This window comes from Streptomyces sp. CA-142005 (assembly GCF_050942335.1).
In the GTDB taxonomy this organism is placed as follows: domain Bacteria; phylum Actinomycetota; class Actinomycetes; order Streptomycetales; family Streptomycetaceae; genus Streptomyces.
This window is the reverse complement of sequence record NZ_CP192078.1, coordinates 1,087,451-1,103,757: the sequence shown is the minus strand read 5'-3', so window position 1 is coordinate 1,103,757 and position 16,307 is coordinate 1,087,451. Positions and strand designations below refer to the sequence as shown.

Sequence of the window (16,307 nt, the reverse complement as noted above, 5' to 3'; positions counted from 1 at the left end):
GGGCCCTCGGGGGTGGGTGATCCTGTAGGGGTGGGTGGTGTCCCAGCCCGCCGGATCAGGGCGGACTACGCCGTCTCGGGCCGCCGGGCGGTACGCGTGACGCTGGTCGCCGCGGCCGGTTTCTACCTCTTCCGCTACGGCCTCGGCCGTCCCGTGGCGGCCACCTACGCCCTGTTCGCGGCCGTGGCACTGGGCGGACTCGCCAAGATCCCGGGCACCGGCCGGCAGCGGGCCGCGACGGTGCTCCGCCTCCTTCCGGTGTGCTGGCTGCTGGTCGCCGTCGGCACGTATCTGTCCGTACGGACCTGGAGCGCCGTCGTCGGCATGCTGGCGGTCGGCTTCGCGCTGGCCTTCGCCGCCGTGGGCGGTCCACGCCCGGCAGGGGCGGCGCCAGGCCTGCAACTCCTCTACATCCTCCCGTCGTTCCCCCCGTACGACCCCGGCACGCTCGGCGAGCGCCTGACCGGGACCAGCACCGGACTGATCCTCTTCGTCGTCGTCGAGGCGCTGGTCTTTCCCGAGCCCGGCCCGCCGTCGTACCGGGAACGGGCCGCCGACGCCGTGCGGATCGCAGCCCACGACGCGACCGTCCTCGCCGCACCGCCGTACGCCCTGACCGAACCCGACATCCGGGCTGCCTGGGAGGCCAGCCGGTCGCTGCGGTCCCTGACCGTGCCGGAGGCGGAACGCCCGGCCGGGGCGGGCCTGCGCGACCGCGCCCTCGCCCACACCGGTCTGGCCACGCGCACCCTCCTCAGCCGCCTGGCGCAACTGCCCGGACCGCCGGGCGGGCGGCCCGGACCCGAGGTGAGTGCCGTACTGCGGGCCGTCGCCCGGCTGGCCACAGCGACCGCGGACTGCCTGGGGACCGGGCCGTCACCGGTCGCCCCGTACGAGGACCTGGTCAGGGCACGCGCGCACCTGTCGGCCGTGTCCGCGGGCCCGGCCCCCGCCGGGGATCCGGCGCCCGCGACCGCTCGCGCGCCGGACTTCCCGCCCGCGGTACTGCGCCGGCACGCCGCCGTGTTGGAGATCGCCGACGCCGCGCTCGCCATGGCCCCGGCGGCCGATCTCGCCGTACGCGGAAGACATGCGGCGGTGGAGACCGGGCACGGCCGCTTCTGGTACGCCGGGACGTGGGCGCCGATCCTGTGGTGGCACCGGCTGCGCGGCCACGCCGGGCGCCGGTCGGTGTGCTTCCAGAACGCGGTCCGTATCGCGCTGGCGCTGACGGCGGCCCGGCTCGTGGCCGGGGTGGACACGCTGCCCCATGGCTTCTGGGCCATGCTGGCGACGCTCACCCTCACCCGGACCACCATGGACGAGACCTGGCACACCATCCGTCTGGCGCTCACGGGCACCCTGGCCGGTGCCCTCGTCACCGCCGGGGTGCTGACCCTGGCCGGGACCGACACCACCGTCTACGCCGTCGTCCTGCCGGCGTGGATGCTGTTCGCCTTCACGGTGGGACCGGTCAAGGGTGTCGGCTGGGCACAGGGCCTGTTCACCGTGCTGGTGGCCCTGGTCTTCGCCCAGCTGGCCCCGCCGACCTGGCGGCTGGCGGAGGTGAGGGTGCTGGACGTGCTGGTCGGCAGCGCGATCGGCGCCGTCTTCGGACTGCTGGCCTGGCCGCGCGGCGCCCATGACGAACTGCGCTACGCGGCGGCGGAACTCCTGCGCCGGGCCGCCGAGATCGTGGTGGCGACCGGCGCCTCGGTGGCGGGCGGCGGTGCGGTGGCCGTACCGTCCGGGGCGTCCGGACACCGGTCGTTGCAGAGCGCGGTCGTCCTCGCCGAGTCCGCGTATGCGCAGTTCCAGAGCGAGCCGACACCCTTCGGCGGCGCGGCGCGCAGGCCCGCCCCGCGCACCGTGGACTGGCAGGCCACGCTGATGGCCGGGCATCACACCCTGTGGGGCTCCGAACGGCTGTTGGCGCCGCCGCCGACGGGCCTCGGCTCCGTGGCGGCCGAGTCCGTCAGCGGGCTGGGGGACCGGGTGGCCGCACGAATGCTGCTGGTCTCGGCCGCCCTGGATCCCGGAGCGGACACCCCGACCGGGCGGTTCCCGCTGATCGATCCGGCGCTCGGGGGTTCTGTCACCGAGCCGCCCGGCGCGCCCCGCCTGTACTACGCGACCGTGTCGTGGCTCGACTCGCTGATGACCGACCTGACCCGGATCGCACATGGCGGCGCGGAGCCCGTACCGGGCCCACCCGCGCGGTGACCGCGCCGCCGGACCCGGACGTGGCCGGGGGCGGCGCCGTTTGGCCCATGTCAGGGCGGGGGACACGGAGCGACATGTTCCGAACCATGGCGCGTGGCTGTGCCGCCGGGGCTGCCGGCACCACCGCGTTGAACGCCGTGAGCTATCTGGACATGGCGTTGCGCGGCCGGCCTTCGAGCAGCATCCCCGAGGCCGTCGTGGAGAAGATCACCACCAAGGCGGGACACCCGGTCCCCGACGGGGAGGGACGGGACAACCGGCTCTCCGCACTGGGGGCGCTGTCGGGCACCGCCGTGGGAGTCGGCACGGGCGTCCTCGTGGCACTGCTCCACCGCGCCGGCCTGCGGCCGCACGCCTGGCTCGGCGCCGTGCTGACCGGAGCCCTGGGGATGGCGCTGGCCGACGTGCCCATAGCCGGCCTGGACATCAGCGATCCGCGCACCTGGTCGCCCGCCGACTGGGCCTCGGACGCGATCCCGCACCTCGCCTACGGCCTGGTCACCTACGGGGTCCTCGCGTCGGCGTGAGGGGGGCCGCAGCCGGCGGGTAGGGGCTTCGCGGGTGTCCTGGCTGAGCGGCGCCCGTGGTGCGAAGGTGTCGTAGCCGTGGCGGCCGCCGGGCCAGACGTGGAGTTCCGCCTGGCCACCGGCCCGGCAGAGCGACCCGCGCACCTGGTCGCCCGTCCACTGGGCCTCGGACGCGAGCCCGCACCTCGCCTATGGTCGTCGCGTCGGCGTGAGGGCGGGCCGCAGCCGGCGGGTAGGGGCTTCGCGGGTGTCCTGGCTGAGCGGCGCCCGTGGTGCGAAGGTGTCGAAGCCGTGGCAGCCGCCGGCCAGACGTGCAGTTCCGCCTGGCCACCGGCCCGGCAGAGCGCCTGCGCGTAGGCCACGGCCTCGTCCCGCAAGGTCTCGGCCGACCCGGCGTCGACATAGGCCGGGGCAGCCCGGAGAGATCGGTCGCGCGGGCGGGAGCCGCGTAGGGCGGCAGGTCGGCGGCACCGTACCGGTTGCCCAGCAGCGCCTGCCACGCGGTCGCGTTGGAGGTCCGGTCCCAGGTGTCGATGCCGGCCATCTGACGGCTGGAGAACGTGTCGTTGCGGTCGTCGAGCATCGGGCACAGGAGCAGTTGTCCGACCGGGCAGGGCCCGCCCCGGTCACGGGTGAGCAGGGCGAGCGCAGCGGCGAGTCCACCGCCGGCGCTCTTCCCCCCGACGACGACACGGCCGGCGTCGATCCCCCAGCTCCGCCGCGTGCGCGGCCACCCAGACGAGCCCCGCGTAACAGTCCTCCACCGCTGAGGGATACCGGGCCTCGGGCGCGAGCCGGTACTCGACGGAGACGACCGCCAACTCCAGGGTGGTGTCCCATTCGCGAAGGATCCGCGGCAGCACGGGCCACGCGTTGCCCGTGATCATTCCGCGCCGTGCATGTAGTGCAGCAGGGGCACGGGCCCGGCGATCTACGCGGGCCGTGCGCTGACCAGCGTGGCGTCCGGCCCGTCCGGCGGCCCCGGCACCCGCAGCTCCGCCACGTCGAAGCGGCCGCCGGCCCGGAGATCGGCCACCGTCGGCCTGGGGCGCCCGGCAGCATCCCGCGCCTGCCGGGCCGCCAGCTTCCCCGGGGTGAACGGCTCCCTCATGTCAGGCCCCAAACCCGCTGGCGCGAGCGCCAGTTGGGGAGCGAGCGGTGGCGCGCCCCCAGCCGTCGAGACAGGGCCCGGCTCGCAGCGCATGGCGTCACCGGCGTCCACGCGGCGCGGTCCGTCACCCGCCGGGCACGGGCCGTCGGGGCGGGCCCCGCCATGGCTCATCCGAGTTCCCGTGGCCCGTACAGCGCACTGCCGGCTTCGGTGGACAGCGCCCAGTACCGGTCGCCGAAGGACCAATGCCACCATTCCGTGGGGTAGTTGACCAGGCCGACGGAACTGAGCGCGGCACCGAGCACACGCCGGTTGGCCCGCGCTTCGGGGCCGATCGTGGCGGCGTCCGTGTAACAAGCGCCGTCGCTCTCCTCCGGGTTGGCGTTCACCCGCGTCCCCATGTCCAGCTCCCGGCCCTCGGCGTCGACGAGCGTGAGGTCCACCGCGGCACCGGCGCTGTGCGGCGCTATCTCCGGCGGCGACACATACCGGCTCGCGGCCTCACGCACCCGCTCCGCCGGCCAGTCCGGGTGCGCGGCCCGCAGCGTGCCGGAGTACTGCTCGAAGTACCGCCGCTGCAGCGCGGGCGGCCGGTATCCCTCGACGAACAGCAGACGCAGGCCGTCCGGGAGCAGTTGCTGAGCCCTGAGTAGACGGATCAGCACCCCTTCCCGCAGATGCGCGAACGCCCCCGACGGTTCGGCCCGGCGCGCGTCCACGGCGAGGGAACCCCGCGGCCGGACGTCGACGAGCGGTTCACCGCAGTCGGTCACGGGGACGGCCGCGACCCTTGGATCCGACATCAGCACGATCTCGTTCATGCACCGATCCTTGCCGGTCTTACCTGCGACAGGCGGCCACCTGGGCGGCCTTGGCCGAAAGCCGTCGGCCCTGGTAGGCATGGCCTGTGCGATTCGAGAGTGTTCCCATGCCGGCCGCGGTCGAGGCACGGCCCCGTGACGCCCGTGGGTATCCGGTGCCGGCGATCACTCCCTGGGAAGGTGAGGAGCCGCAGTTCGCGCTGACCGACTACGAACGCAGCGCCGCATGCGCGCGGAAGCGTCTGTGCTCGGTGTGCAACCAGGGCATGCCGCAGGGACCGGTGTGGCGTGTGGTGGGGGCCGTGGAGAGCGCGGCGATCGGGGAGGCACTGGCCGCCGGACGGCCCTACCGCAATCTCGCGCCGACCCTCGAAGGACCGGGCCACCGTGCGTGCATGCTGTACGCCTCGATGGTGTGCCCCTATCTCGCCCGGCCCAACGCCCGGCGCGGCATGTCGGCGGCGGAGCCGGACGACATGACCGCCCATGTGGTGCGGGGCGCCGTCCGGGGCGCCATGGGCGCGGTGGTGGGGTTCGCCGAGTACGAGTACGCCGTCACCGGCAGCCGGGTGCTCTTCCGGTTCCTCGACGTCGTCGAGTTCCTGCCGCACGACACCGCCGACGCGCACCTGGACGAACTGCGGGCCGAGCTCGCCCGGATCGCGAAGTGACCCGCACTTCGCGCCCTGGGCGCGCCCGGCCCGTCGCCTTGTACGACTCGTACGACGTCAGGGGCGGTACGCCGCCAGGCCGACCGTCGAGGTGACCTTGACCGGATGACCCGTGCCGTCGGCCGGCAGGGTCATCGTGCCGGACGGGGTGCGCACCGCGAGGGTCTTGCCGTCGGGGGACCAGGCCGGCTCGGTGTAGTCGGTCGTGGCGTGCGGGGTGAGGTCCTTGATGTGGTTGCCGTGCGTGAAGTCCTCGACGAGCACGTGGTCGTGACCGGCGACCGAGCGCACGAAGACGACCTCTTCTTCGTTCGGGGACAGCGCCGGCTGGGAGCCCTGGGTGAGCTTGCCGCCCTGCTGGCGCAGGTAGTCGTCACGGATGTACACGGCGCCGTTGCCGACGTTGGCGTAGACCGAGGTGCCGTAGTGGCCGGCCGCGTTCGGCCAGACGTTGCCGGTCTGCGGCAGCGCCCCCGGATCGGCGTTCAGGGACAACGTCTTGGGCGTGCCGTGGACCGCCTTGGCGGAGATGTACTTCAGCCGGGACACACCGCCCGCGCGCGCCGCGAAGACGAGGTTGTCCTTGGCGGGGATGTTGTACCGGGTGTCCTTCGCGGTCACCTGCCAGGTCGGGTGGGACCAGTTCTGGTTGCCGGGGTTCTTGGCCACGACCACACGCCCGCTGCCGTCGGGGTTGGCGATGTCAAGGTTGCCGGAGCCGTCGACGAAGGCCGCCTTGGCGCCGTCCGGGGACCAGGCTAGGTCCCTCACGGGCACCCCGAAGTTCACCTTGTGGCCGTTGATCAGCACGTACTTGGTGCCGTTGCTGATGGTCAGGGTGCCGTGCGAGGCGCCGGCGGCGGCCGAGGCGCCGGAGACGCCCAGCAGTGCCGTGCCGGTGACGGCTGCGGCCACGGCGATGGCGGCCGCCATGGTGCGGGTACGGGTGGTCATGGCTCGGTTTCCCCCAGAATGTACGGGTCAGGTCATTCGGTGAAGCCGAGCTTGACAGGGCCTGATCTTGGAAGTGTCAGCTCGGTGTCACAGGGTCGTAACATAGCGTCCAACTCACTCCCGATCGCTTCCCGCAGCGCGTCGTGCCGCGGACCGAGACGGAACCGCTCGTCCCGCCACCGGTCCGGCGGATACAGCCATACGGGCTTCCCCACCACCTCGGGCCGCTCCCACTCGAACCGGGGCCAGACGTGGGCGTGCAGGAACGGGTCCGTGTTGCCGAGGATCTCCAGGTTCACCCTGCGGAAGGCGGGATCCAGCCGCCGGCAGGCCCGTTCCACCGCTTCTCCGAGCCGGTCCATGTCGGACAGGAACGCCAGCCGTTTGGCCCTCGGCAGCTCGGACAGCCGCTGAACACCCGGCTCGTCCACCAGGAGGACCGAGTAGCCCGGTAGGAACTGCACGTCGCCGATCACCGCGAATCCCGCCTGGAGCCGCCGTAGCACCGTCGGGTTCTCACCCCGCAGAGCAGCCCCGATCCGGTCCGTGCGCCAGTCGTCACTCATGGCCCCAACCTATGGCCTGGCCGTACGAGCGAGGGTGCGACCTGCGCCATCGCTTCAGACGGTCGACAGGTCGACGGCCCGGTCGACGTCCCTCGGCCGCAGCACGCGCAGGATGCCTTCGAGCAGGTAGTAGTCGGCGTAGGGAAGGGAGACCTCGATTCCGTCCTCGGCCGGCCGGTTGCGGGTGCAGCGGGCGACTATCGCCTCCGCACGGGCCGAGTTCCGCGTCAGGCAGGTCTCCGACAGCGCGATGAGGATCCGCAGGGCGGCCTGCCGGTACTCGCGCCGGCCGGTCGCGGCGGACAGGTCGAGCAGTCCGCACGCCATGACCGCGCCGGCCGAGGCGTCCTTGATGTCGTACGGCGCCTGCGGCGCCTTGTAGTCCCACACCGGAACGTGATCCGGACTCAGCGCTCCCACGGCGAAGCCGGCGAGTTTGCGTGCCGTGGAAAGAAACCCCTGGTCTCCGGTGCGGCGATACATCGTGGTGAACCCGTAGACGCCCCAGGCCTGCCCGCGGGACCAGCAGGAGGACGGGCTGTAGCCCTGGACGGTGTTCGGGCCGATCGGAGCGCCGGTTTCGGGGTCGAAGTCGAACACGTGGGGGGTGGAGCCGTCCGGGCGGGGAAAGACCCGTTGTGCCGTCTGGGCGTGCTCCACGGCGATGTTCAGGTATGTGTCGTCGCCCGTCTGCCGACTGGCGAAGGCCAGCAGGTCGAGGTTCATGATCGTGTCCATGATGACCCGGCCCGCGTTGTTCGGGTCGTTCAGCGCTCCCCAGGCCCGGATGAAGCGGCCGCGCGGGTTGTAGCGCTGGATGAGCGAGTCGGCCGCCTCGATCGCGCCCGTGCGCCAACTGTCGTCGCCGGTCAGTCGCCAGGCGGTGACCCAGGACGGATAGAAGAGGAAGCCGAGGTCATGGGTGGTGGTGTCGTGCCGGCGCGGAGCGAGTTTGCGGGCGGTGTCGAGCGCCAGCGTGCGGAACGCGTCGTCTCCGCTGTGGAGATACGCCATCCACAGCGTCCCCGGCCAGAACCCGCCGACCCAGTCACCGTTCTGGGAGTAGGTCCACTTCTCGAACTTCGTGCCGACGGGAAAGCCGGTCACTCCGGGCGCGACGGCGTGCAGTTTCTCCACCGCGTAGTCGGCCGCCGCGCGGAGCGCTCGTACAGCCGATGCCGGGCTCTGGTCGCCGGACGCCTCCGCGGCGTCGGCGGGTGAGACGGCGGTTGCCGTGGCTCCGGCTGCCACGGCGAGCACGGTGCGCCGGGACATGCTCATGGACGGGCCTCCAAGTAGGCAATGGAGCAGGGGCGTTGAGGGAGTCTGGCACGGCAGTGCGCTTCGCGTACACCCACATGTGTGATGTTCATGAACGTGAACACTGGTGAACGCCAGGCCTGCCTGCGGAGCACACCTCCGGCCTGGGTACGGTGCGGAGCGACCCGTTCATCCGGCCGGCGTACCCGGAGATCCCGGGGACGGCCGGGCGGGTCGGACCCGATCCCCATCCGGAAGGTGACCGCCGATGTCCCAGCCCGCCCTCACCACGCCCGTCGCGAGCGCGCCGAGTGCCCCGGTCCTCGCCGAGGTCGTCCGCTCCGGATTCGTCGAAGGGCGGCACCGGGGCAGCGTGGTGCTGCTGGCCGCGGACGGCTCGGTGGAGTGGTCGATCGGTGAGGTGGCCTTCCCCGTGTTTCCGCGTTCCTCGAACAAGCCGATGCAGGCGGCGGGCATGCTGCGGGCCGGCCTCGATCTGCGGGGAGAGCGGCTGGCCCTGGCAGCCGCGAGCCACTCCGGCGAGCCGTTCCACCGCGACCTGGTGCGAGCGATGCTCGACGAGCACGGGCTGACCCCGGAGCACCTCCAGTGCCCGCCCGCCCTCCCGCTGGACCAGGAGGAGCAGGAGGCCTATCTGGCGGCCGGCGGACGGCGCGACCGTGTGGCCATGAACTGCTCCGGCAAGCACACGGCGATGCTGGCCGCCGCCGCGCTCCGGGACTGGCCGCTGGAGTCCTACCTCGACCCGGACCATCCGCTTCAGCGCCTCATCCGTACGGTCGTGGAGGAGGCGGCCGGTGAACCGGTGGCCGCCGTCGGCGTGGACGGCTGCGGGGCGCCGCTGATGGCGATCAGTCTGACCGGCCTCGCCCGTGCCTTCCGCTCCTTCGTCCTCGCCGCACCCGGCACCCCCGAACGGCGGGTCGCCGACGCCATGCGCGCCCACCCCGAGTACGTCGCCGGCACCCACCGCCACGACACCTGGCTCATGAGGGAGATGCCGGGCGTCCTGTCGAAGGTGGGCGCGGAAGCCGTACAGGCCCTCGCCCTGCCCGACGGCCGTGCCCTGGCCCTCAAGATCGAGGACGGTGGTGTCAGGGCCCTCGGCCCGGTCCTGGCCCGTGCGTTGCGCCTGGCGGGGGTCACGGCGCCGGTCGTGGACCGCATCGGCCGTACGCCGGTGCTGGGGCGGGGGGAGACGGTGGGGGAGGTGCGCGCGGTGTTCTGACACGTGTCACTGACGCAACGTCAGCTACCGCGGAAGTTCAAGGGCGCAGGCGCCCTCCTCCGGCTGTGGACGCGGCGAACGGCTGTCGGCTTCCGTTCCTTGAGCGTTTAACTGGCGATTCCTGTGCGTACGGTGTGCCCTCCCTAGGGTCCATGAGGCTTTCGAAAGAAGGGGCTCATGGACTCACTCCTCGCGATCCGGGCTCGCGGGATCACCAAGTGTTTCGGCGATGTCGTCGCGCTCGACGGCATCGACCTCGATGTGGCGCAGGGACAGATCCACGGACTGGTCGGTCCGAACGGCGCCGGCAAGACGACGCTCCTCGGGCTCCTGCTCGGGCTGGCCGTGGCCGACAGCGGCAGTCTGGAGATCCTCGGTTCCCCGGTGGGCAGGACGTTCGCCGCTCCCGACGGTGTCGCCGGGTTCGTGGACGGTCCCGGCCTCTACCCGTCGCTCACCGCCAGGCAGAACCTCGCCGCGCTCGCCGCTCTGCGCGGCCAGGACGCGCGCACGGCCGGCATCGACGACGTCATCGGCCAAGTCGGACTCACCGATGTCGCCGACGACCGGATCCGCGGCTTCTCCCTGGGCATGCGGCAACGGCTCGGGCTCGCCGCCGCCTTGCTCACCAAGCCCCGGCTCCTCGTGCTGGACGAGCCGTCCAACGGCCTCGACCCGGCCGGCAAGAAGCACGTCCACGGCGTCCTCGCCCGGCTCGCGGCGGAGGGAACCAGCGTCGTGCTGTCGAGCCACCGCATGGACGACCTCGAGGCACTGTGTTCCGAGGTCACCATCCTCGCCACCGGACGGGTCGTCTTCTCCGGCCCGCTGCGCAAGCTGGCCGCCGAGAACCGTGAACTGGACTACCGGCTGATCGCCTCCGGTCCGCGGACCGCCCGCCGGATCGCTGCCGACACGCCCGGGATCCACCTCGTCGACGACGGACGTCCCGGCGGCGACGAGGTGCTCGTCATACGCGCCCTCGTGCCGGCGCTCGACGAACTCGTGGTGCGGCTCGTGCAGTCGGGCACCGCCTTGCGTGAACTCGCCCCCGTGGTCTCGCCGCTGGAGGCCGCCTTCCTCGCCCTGACCGAACATCAGGAGGCGGAGAGCGAAGGGAAGGAGTCCGGCGCCGAGCGGCCGGAGTCCGCCGTCGAGCAGCAGGAAGCCGGCGCCGAGCGGCAACTGCAAGCCGCCGCCAAGCCGCAGGACACCCACGCCGAGCAGCAGGAGGCCGGCCGATGACCGCCACCGCGACCGCCCTCGCCCCCGACCGGTCCACCGGCACCGGCCGCGTCTCGGTGGCCCGCGGCTACCGCTTCGAACTGGTCAAGCTCGTCTCGCAATGGCGGATCCGCCTGCTGGTGCTCGCCTGCTGGATCGCCCCGGCGCTGTTCGTCGCGGCGGTGAGCCAGCAGAGCACACTCCCCTCCGACACCCTCTTCGGCCGCTGGATGCTCGCCACCGGGTGGGCCGGACCGCTGGTGATGCTCGGCTTCGCGGGCACCTGGGCGCTGCCGCTGCTGACCTCGGTGGTCGCCGGCGACGTGTTCGCCTCCGAGGACCGGCTCGGCACCTGGCGGCACCTGCTGGTGGCGGTCCGCTCGCCGCGGCGGATCTTCGCGGCGAAGGCGCTGGCCAGCCTCACCGTCATCCTGCTCCTCGTGGCCGGACTGGCCTGCTCCAGCGCGGTCGGCGGCCTCGTGACCGTCGGCAACCGGCCACTGGTCGGCCTCGACGGCCACCAGCTGACGCCATCGGACGCGGCCGGCCAGGTCGCCCTGGCCTGGGCGTGCGCACTCGCCCCGACCCTGGCCCTCGCCGCGATCGGACTCCTCGGCTCCGTCGTGCTGGGGCGGTCCCCGATGGGGCTGCTGCTGCCCGCGCTCGTCGCGCTCGCGATGCAACTCGCCCAGATGCTGCCGCTCCCGGTCGCCGTACGCCTCGCGCTGCCCGGCTACGCCTTCATCGCCTGGAACGGCCTGTTCACCAGCCCGGCACAGCTCGCCCCGCTCCTGATCGGCGTCGTGGTCAGCCTGGTGTGGGCCCTGCTCGCGACAACGTTGGCATACCTGCTGTTCCTGCGGCGCGACTTCACCAATCTCACCGCCGACGGATCGGGGCGCCGCGCGGTCGCCGTCGGTCTCCTGCCGCTCGTCGCACTGGCCGGCGCGACCGTCGCCGTCGTCGCCACGGCGACCGGGGCCACGGGCTCCGGCATCACGCAGGACAAGGTGCAGCGCTCCCTCGCCACGGAGTTCGCCCACCTCTACCGCATGCAGACCAAGCAGCTCAACCGTCCCGACGTCACCGAAGCGCAGCTGAAGGCCACGGCGACGTGCGACAAGGGCAGCGTCAGGGTCGCCGCCGAGGGACCCGGCAACGACTGGCGCTGCGTCGTGTCCTGGCATCTCCCCGACGTCGAGGCCACCGGGACGGCCATCTACCAACTCGACGTCACCTCAGACGGGCGGTTCGTCGCCGACGGAGACGGACCGAAGGAAGTGAACGGCTACTTCCTGGTGCGGACCCCGACCGGCGACGCACCGAACCCACTTTGGCAGTTCGACGGCAACGTCGAACTTCTCAGCACCACGAAGGGATGACTCCAGTGCAGGTAACACGCCATCGCAGGCCTGTGGAGACGGAGTTCCGCGGTAGACGAACCGGGCGCCGCAGCGCCCTCACGGCAGGCGCCACCGCGGTGGTCCTGGCCGTCACCGCCGGCGTCGGCTACGCCCAGACGCACCAGTTCGGCACCGACCAGGTCGGCCAGACGACCGACCGCGGCCAGGTGATCTCCAGCGACCAGTACATCGCCCCCTACGGCGACCGCCTGGTCATCAACAACGGCAAGATCATGTCGTCCTCGCCCAGCCCGGACGGCACCCACATCGCGGCCTCCGTCACCGACGGCGGCAGCGCGCTGGCCATCGTCGACGTGAAGAACTGGAAGGTGCAGCAGGTCGTCGGCACCGCCGCCTCGTCGACCCCGCGCCTGAGCAGCAACTCCGTGGGCCAGGAAGGCCCCACGTACTCGCCCGACGGCAAGCAGCTGTGGCTGGGTCAGACCGACGGCTACACGAAGTTCACGGTCAACCCGGACGGCACGGTCGCCAACCCGACCTCCATCAAGATCCCGGCGGACGGGTCCAAGCACGCCCTGGTCGGCGAGGCCGTCTTCTCGGCCGACGGCTCCACCGTGTACTCCGCGGTCAACGGCCAGAACCGGGTGGTCGCCATCGACGCGGCCACCGGCGCCATCAAGCAGAGCTGGAACGTGGGCAACGCGCCGCGTGACATGGTCCAGGTCGGCGACAAGCTCTACGTCAGCAACGAAGGCGGCCGTCCGGCCAAGGCCGGCGACACCACCATCAACTCGTACGGCACCCAGGTGCCGGCCGACCCGAAGACCGGCGCCACCACCACCGGCACCGTCAGCGTCATCGACCTGGCGAACCCGAGCGCGGACCCGTCGAGCATCGACGTCGGTCTGCACCCGACCGCCCTGTACGCCAAGGGCAAGGCGCTCTTCGTCACCAACACGGCCAGCAACAACGTGTCGGTCATCGACACCGGCAAGAACAAGGTCGTGCAGACCATCAACACCCAGCCGTGGCCGGAGGCGTCGGTGGGCTACGAGCCCAACGCGGTGACGCTCACCGACGACGGCCGCCTGCTGGTTACGCTCGGCCGCGCCAACGCGGTCGCCGTCTACCGGTACAAGAGCCCGCTGGAGCCGGTGAGTTACGTCGGCCTGCTCCCGACGGACTACTTCCCCGCGGAGATCACGACCGTCGGCGACCAGGTACTGGTGTCCAACACCCGTGGTATCGACGCCCGCCGCCCGAACAACCCCGCCGGGCACGGCACCCACGACACCACGTCCAGCCTGCAGCGCTTCACTCTGCCGGACGACAGCGTCATCCGGTCCGAGACGGCCAAGGTCTTCCAGCAGAACGGCTGGACCCCCGGCTCCGTCTCGATGGCCAAGGACGGGAGCAAGGCGCGGCCGGTGCCGGTCCCGCAGCGGCTCGGCGACCCCTCGACGATCAAGCACGTCTTCCTGATCGTCAAGGAGAACCGGACCTACGACCAGGTCTTCGGCGACATGCCGCAGGGCAACGGCGACCCGTCGGTGACGCAGTTCGGCGAGAACGTCACGCCGAACCAGCACGCGCTGGCCAAGCAGTTCGGCCTGTACGACAACACCTACGACATCGGCACGAACTCCGCCGAGGGCCACAACTGGCTGATGCAGGCCGACGACCCGGAGTACACCGAGTCCTCCGCCGGTGAGTACCAGCGCAGCTACGACACCGAGAACGACGCTCTCGGCCACCAGAAGACCGGCTTCATCTGGAGCGGTGCGCAGGCGGCCGGGAAGACCGTGCGGGACTTCGGCGAGTTCCAGTCGATCGAGAGCAAGCCGGCCGGCGCGACCTGGCAGAACCTGTACTGCGACGCCAAGAACATGGACGCGACGGGCCAGCCGACCGCCTACCCGATACAGACGGGCTCGGCGATCCCGTCGCTCAACTCGGTGTCGGTGCCCGGCTTCCCCATGTTCGACCTCGACGTCCCGGACGTCTACAAGTACCAGATCTGGAAGCAGGACTTCGAGAAGAACGGTCCGGCGAACCTGAACATGTTCTGGCTCTCCAACGACCACACCGGTGGTCCGGCGAGCGCGGCGGCTCAGGTGGCGGACAACGACCTCGCGGTCGGCAAGATGGTCGACGAGATCTCCCACAGCAAGTACTGGAAGGACTCGGCGATCTTCGTCGTCGAGGACGACTCCCAGGCCGGTCTCGACCACGTCGACGGCCACCGTGCCCCGATCCAGGTCATCAGCCCCTGGGCCCAGCACGGCACCGTCGACAGCCACTACTACTCGCAGATCACGATGATCCGCACCATCGAGCAGATCCTCGGGATCCACCCGATGAACCAGAAGGACAGCGCGGCGACGCCGATGCGCGGGGCGTTCACCCAGCGCCCGGACTACACGCCGTTCAAGGCGGTGCCCAACCGGACCTCGCTCACCGACGGCCTGAAGACCCCGCCCTCCTGCGGTGTCGACACCCCGGCGGCGCAGGACCCGAAGGCGGCGGCCGTCCCGGCGGCCAAGGTCCCGGCGGACATGCAGAAGCTCGCCGCCGAGTGGGACAGCTGGAAGTCGAAGCAGCGGCTGACCGGGCCGCACGCGGTGCCCGACTTCGCCAACCCCGCGCAGATGAACCACTTCACGTGGTATCAGACGCACAACTGGAGCACGCCGTACCCCGGTGAGAAGAAGATCTACGCACCGAACGACGTGCCCGGCGCCTACATCCCGTCGTCGGAGTCCGACGGCTGACGCAGGCTGATTCGTCGAGGACCCCTGGCCGGCCGCACGCCTGTCAGGGGTCCTCGGCGTTCCGGCGTGTCACGCCCCACGCGAGGGATCCCGCGCCGGTTCCCGAGCCGGCCCGAGCCTCTCGATGACCTCGCGCATCTCGTCCGCGTCGGCTTCGTAGACGGTCTCGCCCATGCGGGGGTCCCGGGCGTGGAGGGTGTGGATGAGAGGGCCGTGCGGCGTGCCGAGCCGGACGAGAGACGCGGAGGGGCCGTGTACGGCGCGTTCGGTGCCGGGGCGGGCGGTCAGGTCGACACGGCTGACGACGCCGGGCGTGACCCAGACGGTGGCCTGCTCCAGACGGCCGAGCAGCTGGAGGTGGAAGTGGCCGCAGAGGACCAGCCGCACATCGGTTCCGCGGATCGTCGCCGCCAGTTCCGGGGCGTTGTGCAGCCCGAGCGCCTGCTGCACGTCGACGTCCAGGGCGACGGGCGGGTGGTGAAAGGCCAGGATCGTGCCCTGTGCGGCGGGGGTGGCCAGTACGTCGCGCAGCCAGCGCAGTTGAGCCCGGCCCAGCAGGCCGTAGCCCTTGCCCGGCACCAAGGTGTCCAGGGTGACCAGCCGCCATCCGCCGAGCGTGCTCGCGGCGGCCCGCTCGCCTTCCGGCCCTTCGTACACGGTGTCCGGGTCTTCGTGACCGCTGCCGAGCACATCGCCGAAGGCGCCGCGCTCGTCGTGGTTGCCGGTCGTGTAGAAGACGGCCGCGCCACGCTCGCGCGCGAAGCCGCCCAGAAGGTCGCGGGCCCGCACATACGCCTCGCGGGAACCGTCGTCCGCGACGTCCCCGGTGACCACGACGGCGTCCAGGTCCCGCAGATGGTCCAGGCCTGCCAGGATGCGGACCAGTGCCGCGGTACCGTCGGCACCGTCGGCGTCCGGGTCGCCGGCGCGGTCGAGGTGTGTGTCGGACAGGTGAAGGATCCTCATGGCGTCAACCTAGCGCCATGGCAAGGGCGTTGATCGGGCCTTGCTGGGTGGCCTCGTCGCTGTCGGGGGTGGGCATGGAGCGGTATGTGTACGAATCCGTCAGGTACTGCGAGATGTGCCGGGACTGCGGTGCGGAGTTGGAGTGCCGTGGCGTACAGGCCCTCGTGGACGGTCGTCTGCGGTGGGATGTCGAGTCGGCATGTTCCGCCTGCGGGTTCGCGGTCGCCGTGTGCGGTGGGGATCTGCCGAGCGAACGGCGGGATCAGCTGCTCGCCGAGCACGGTCCGGCGACGCTGCGCGTGAGCGGACCGTCGGCGAAGAACGCGGTGATCATGCGGGTGCTGCGCGCGGAACTCGGCGTCGATCTGGTGAGCGCCAGGGTTCTGCTGGGCCGGGTGCTGAGCGGCGACTGCTCCGGAACCCTCCCGGAGATGGAGCTACTGGCTCGCGGCCCGCGGGCGTCCGGCATCGCCGCCGCCGTCACCCGGCCGTAGCTTCGGCAGCCGTTCCACGTTCGTGAGGTGCGGAGATCCCGATCGGGCATAGCCTGGCACATGGGTGGTTTCGCCGGTCGTGTCCCAGCACCCCCGGTGAAGCTCG

Annotated in this window: 13 protein-coding genes and 1 pseudogene; 8 read left to right on the top strand and 6 right to left on the bottom strand. The window is 71.7% G+C overall.

The window, feature by feature from the left end; genetic code table 11:
• Positions 1-30: 30 nt before the first annotated feature.
• Complete coding sequence (locus tag ACQPXS_RS05430; protein ID WP_433447439.1) at positions 31-2,223, top strand: FUSC family protein; 2,193 nt, start codon at positions 31-33, stop codon at positions 2,221-2,223.
• 74 nt (positions 2,224-2,297) lie between these two features.
• Positions 2,298-2,750, top strand: a complete 453-nt coding sequence (locus tag ACQPXS_RS05425) for a hypothetical protein (protein ID WP_433447437.1) — start codon at positions 2,298-2,300, stop codon at positions 2,748-2,750.
• A gap of 189 nt (positions 2,751-2,939) precedes the next feature.
• On the opposite strand, the pseudogene ACQPXS_RS05420 reads toward ACQPXS_RS05425, so the two are convergent.
• A pseudogene (locus ACQPXS_RS05420) lies at positions 2,940-3,954 on the bottom strand (alpha/beta hydrolase fold domain-containing protein).
• Positions 3,955-4,028: 74 nt separating this feature from the next.
• Positions 4,029-4,682 (bottom strand): M15 family metallopeptidase, encoded by a 654-nt coding sequence (locus tag ACQPXS_RS05415; protein WP_433447435.1) that lies wholly within the window; start codon positions 4,680-4,682, stop codon positions 4,029-4,031.
• Between the two features lie 107 nt (positions 4,683-4,789).
• On the opposite strand from ACQPXS_RS05415, the gene ACQPXS_RS05410 reads away from it, so the two are divergent.
• The gene (locus ACQPXS_RS05410; RefSeq protein WP_433447433.1) at positions 4,790-5,353 is read left to right on the top strand and encodes a hypothetical protein; all 564 of its coding nucleotides are present in this window, start codon (positions 4,790-4,792) and stop codon (positions 5,351-5,353) included.
• A 57-nt stretch (positions 5,354-5,410) separates the two neighbouring features.
• Here the strand turns inward: ACQPXS_RS05410 and ACQPXS_RS05405 are convergent, their stop codons facing one another.
• Genes ACQPXS_RS05405 through ACQPXS_RS05395 form a run of 3 tightly spaced genes read right to left on the bottom strand, consistent with a single transcriptional unit; the run spans position 5,411 to position 8,154 of the window.
• Positions 5,411-6,307, bottom strand: a complete 897-nt coding sequence (locus ACQPXS_RS05405; protein WP_433447431.1) for a hypothetical protein — start codon at positions 6,305-6,307, stop codon at positions 5,411-5,413.
• Between the two features lie 32 nt (positions 6,308-6,339).
• Positions 6,340-6,873 (bottom strand): diadenosine tetraphosphate hydrolase, encoded by a 534-nt coding sequence (locus tag ACQPXS_RS05400; RefSeq protein ID WP_433447429.1) that lies wholly within the window; start codon positions 6,871-6,873, stop codon positions 6,340-6,342.
• Between the two features lie 54 nt (positions 6,874-6,927).
• Positions 6,928-8,154 carry a glycoside hydrolase family 88 protein gene (locus tag ACQPXS_RS05395; RefSeq protein ID WP_433447427.1) on the bottom strand — a complete coding sequence of 409 codons (1,227 nt, stop codon included), beginning with the start codon at positions 8,152-8,154 and terminating at the stop codon, positions 6,928-6,930.
• A gap of 247 nt (positions 8,155-8,401) precedes the next feature.
• Here ACQPXS_RS05395 and ACQPXS_RS05390 point away from each other — a divergent pair, with 247 nt between their 5' ends.
• The 4 genes from ACQPXS_RS05390 (at position 8,402) to ACQPXS_RS05375 (ending at position 14,741) form a co-directional block, all read left to right on the top strand.
• On the top strand, positions 8,402-9,382 hold the full coding sequence (locus ACQPXS_RS05390) for an asparaginase (RefSeq protein WP_433447425.1): 981 nt from the start codon (positions 8,402-8,404) through the stop codon (positions 9,380-9,382).
• 177 nt (positions 9,383-9,559) lie between these two features.
• A complete protein-coding gene (locus tag ACQPXS_RS05385) occupies positions 9,560-10,627 on the top strand; it encodes an ABC transporter ATP-binding protein (RefSeq protein ID WP_433447423.1) in 1,068 nt (355 codons plus the stop codon).
• Complete coding sequence (locus ACQPXS_RS05380) at positions 10,624-11,988, top strand: ABC transporter permease (protein WP_433447421.1); 1,365 nt, start codon at positions 10,624-10,626, stop codon at positions 11,986-11,988. The genes ACQPXS_RS05385 and ACQPXS_RS05380 overlap by 4 nt, the downstream gene beginning before the upstream one ends.
• 5 nt (positions 11,989-11,993) lie before the next feature.
• Positions 11,994-14,741, top strand: coding sequence for an alkaline phosphatase family protein (locus ACQPXS_RS05375; protein ID WP_433447419.1), 2,748 nt, complete (start codon positions 11,994-11,996; stop codon positions 14,739-14,741).
• Between the two features lie 69 nt (positions 14,742-14,810).
• On the opposite strand, the gene ACQPXS_RS05370 is transcribed toward ACQPXS_RS05375, so the two are convergent.
• Positions 14,811-15,707, bottom strand: coding sequence for a metallophosphoesterase family protein (locus tag ACQPXS_RS05370; protein WP_433447417.1), 897 nt, complete (start codon positions 15,705-15,707; stop codon positions 14,811-14,813).
• A gap of 86 nt (positions 15,708-15,793) precedes the next feature.
• Between ACQPXS_RS05370 and ACQPXS_RS05365 the strand changes: the two genes are divergently transcribed.
• Positions 15,794-16,201: a hypothetical protein gene (locus tag ACQPXS_RS05365; RefSeq protein ID WP_433447415.1), complete on the top strand. Its 408-nt coding sequence runs from the start codon at positions 15,794-15,796 to the stop codon at positions 16,199-16,201.
• The last annotated feature ends 106 nt before the right edge of the window (positions 16,202-16,307 follow it).

Coding starts and splice junctions, on each gene's coding strand:
- ACQPXS_RS05425 (WP_433447437.1), top strand. CDS start 2,298: ATGTTCCGAACCATGGCGCGTGGCTGTGCCGCCGGGGCTGCCGGCACC.
- ACQPXS_RS05415 (WP_433447435.1), bottom strand. CDS start 4,682: ATGAACGAGATCGTGCTGATGTCGGATCCAAGGGTCGCGGCCGTCCCC.
- ACQPXS_RS05410 (WP_433447433.1), top strand. CDS start 4,790: ATGCCGGCCGCGGTCGAGGCACGGCCCCGTGACGCCCGTGGGTATCCG.
- ACQPXS_RS05405 (WP_433447431.1), bottom strand. CDS start 6,307: ATGACCACCCGTACCCGCACCATGGCGGCCGCCATCGCCGTGGCCGCA.
- ACQPXS_RS05400 (WP_433447429.1), bottom strand. CDS start 6,873: ATGAGTGACGACTGGCGCACGGACCGGATCGGGGCTGCTCTGCGGGGT.
- ACQPXS_RS05395 (WP_433447427.1), bottom strand. CDS start 8,154: ATGAGCATGTCCCGGCGCACCGTGCTCGCCGTGGCAGCCGGAGCCACG.
- ACQPXS_RS05390 (WP_433447425.1), top strand. CDS start 8,402: ATGTCCCAGCCCGCCCTCACCACGCCCGTCGCGAGCGCGCCGAGTGCC.
- ACQPXS_RS05385 (WP_433447423.1), top strand. CDS start 9,560: ATGGACTCACTCCTCGCGATCCGGGCTCGCGGGATCACCAAGTGTTTC.
- ACQPXS_RS05380 (WP_433447421.1), top strand. CDS start 10,624: ATGACCGCCACCGCGACCGCCCTCGCCCCCGACCGGTCCACCGGCACC.
- ACQPXS_RS05370 (WP_433447417.1), bottom strand. CDS start 15,707: ATGAGGATCCTTCACCTGTCCGACACACACCTCGACCGCGCCGGCGAC.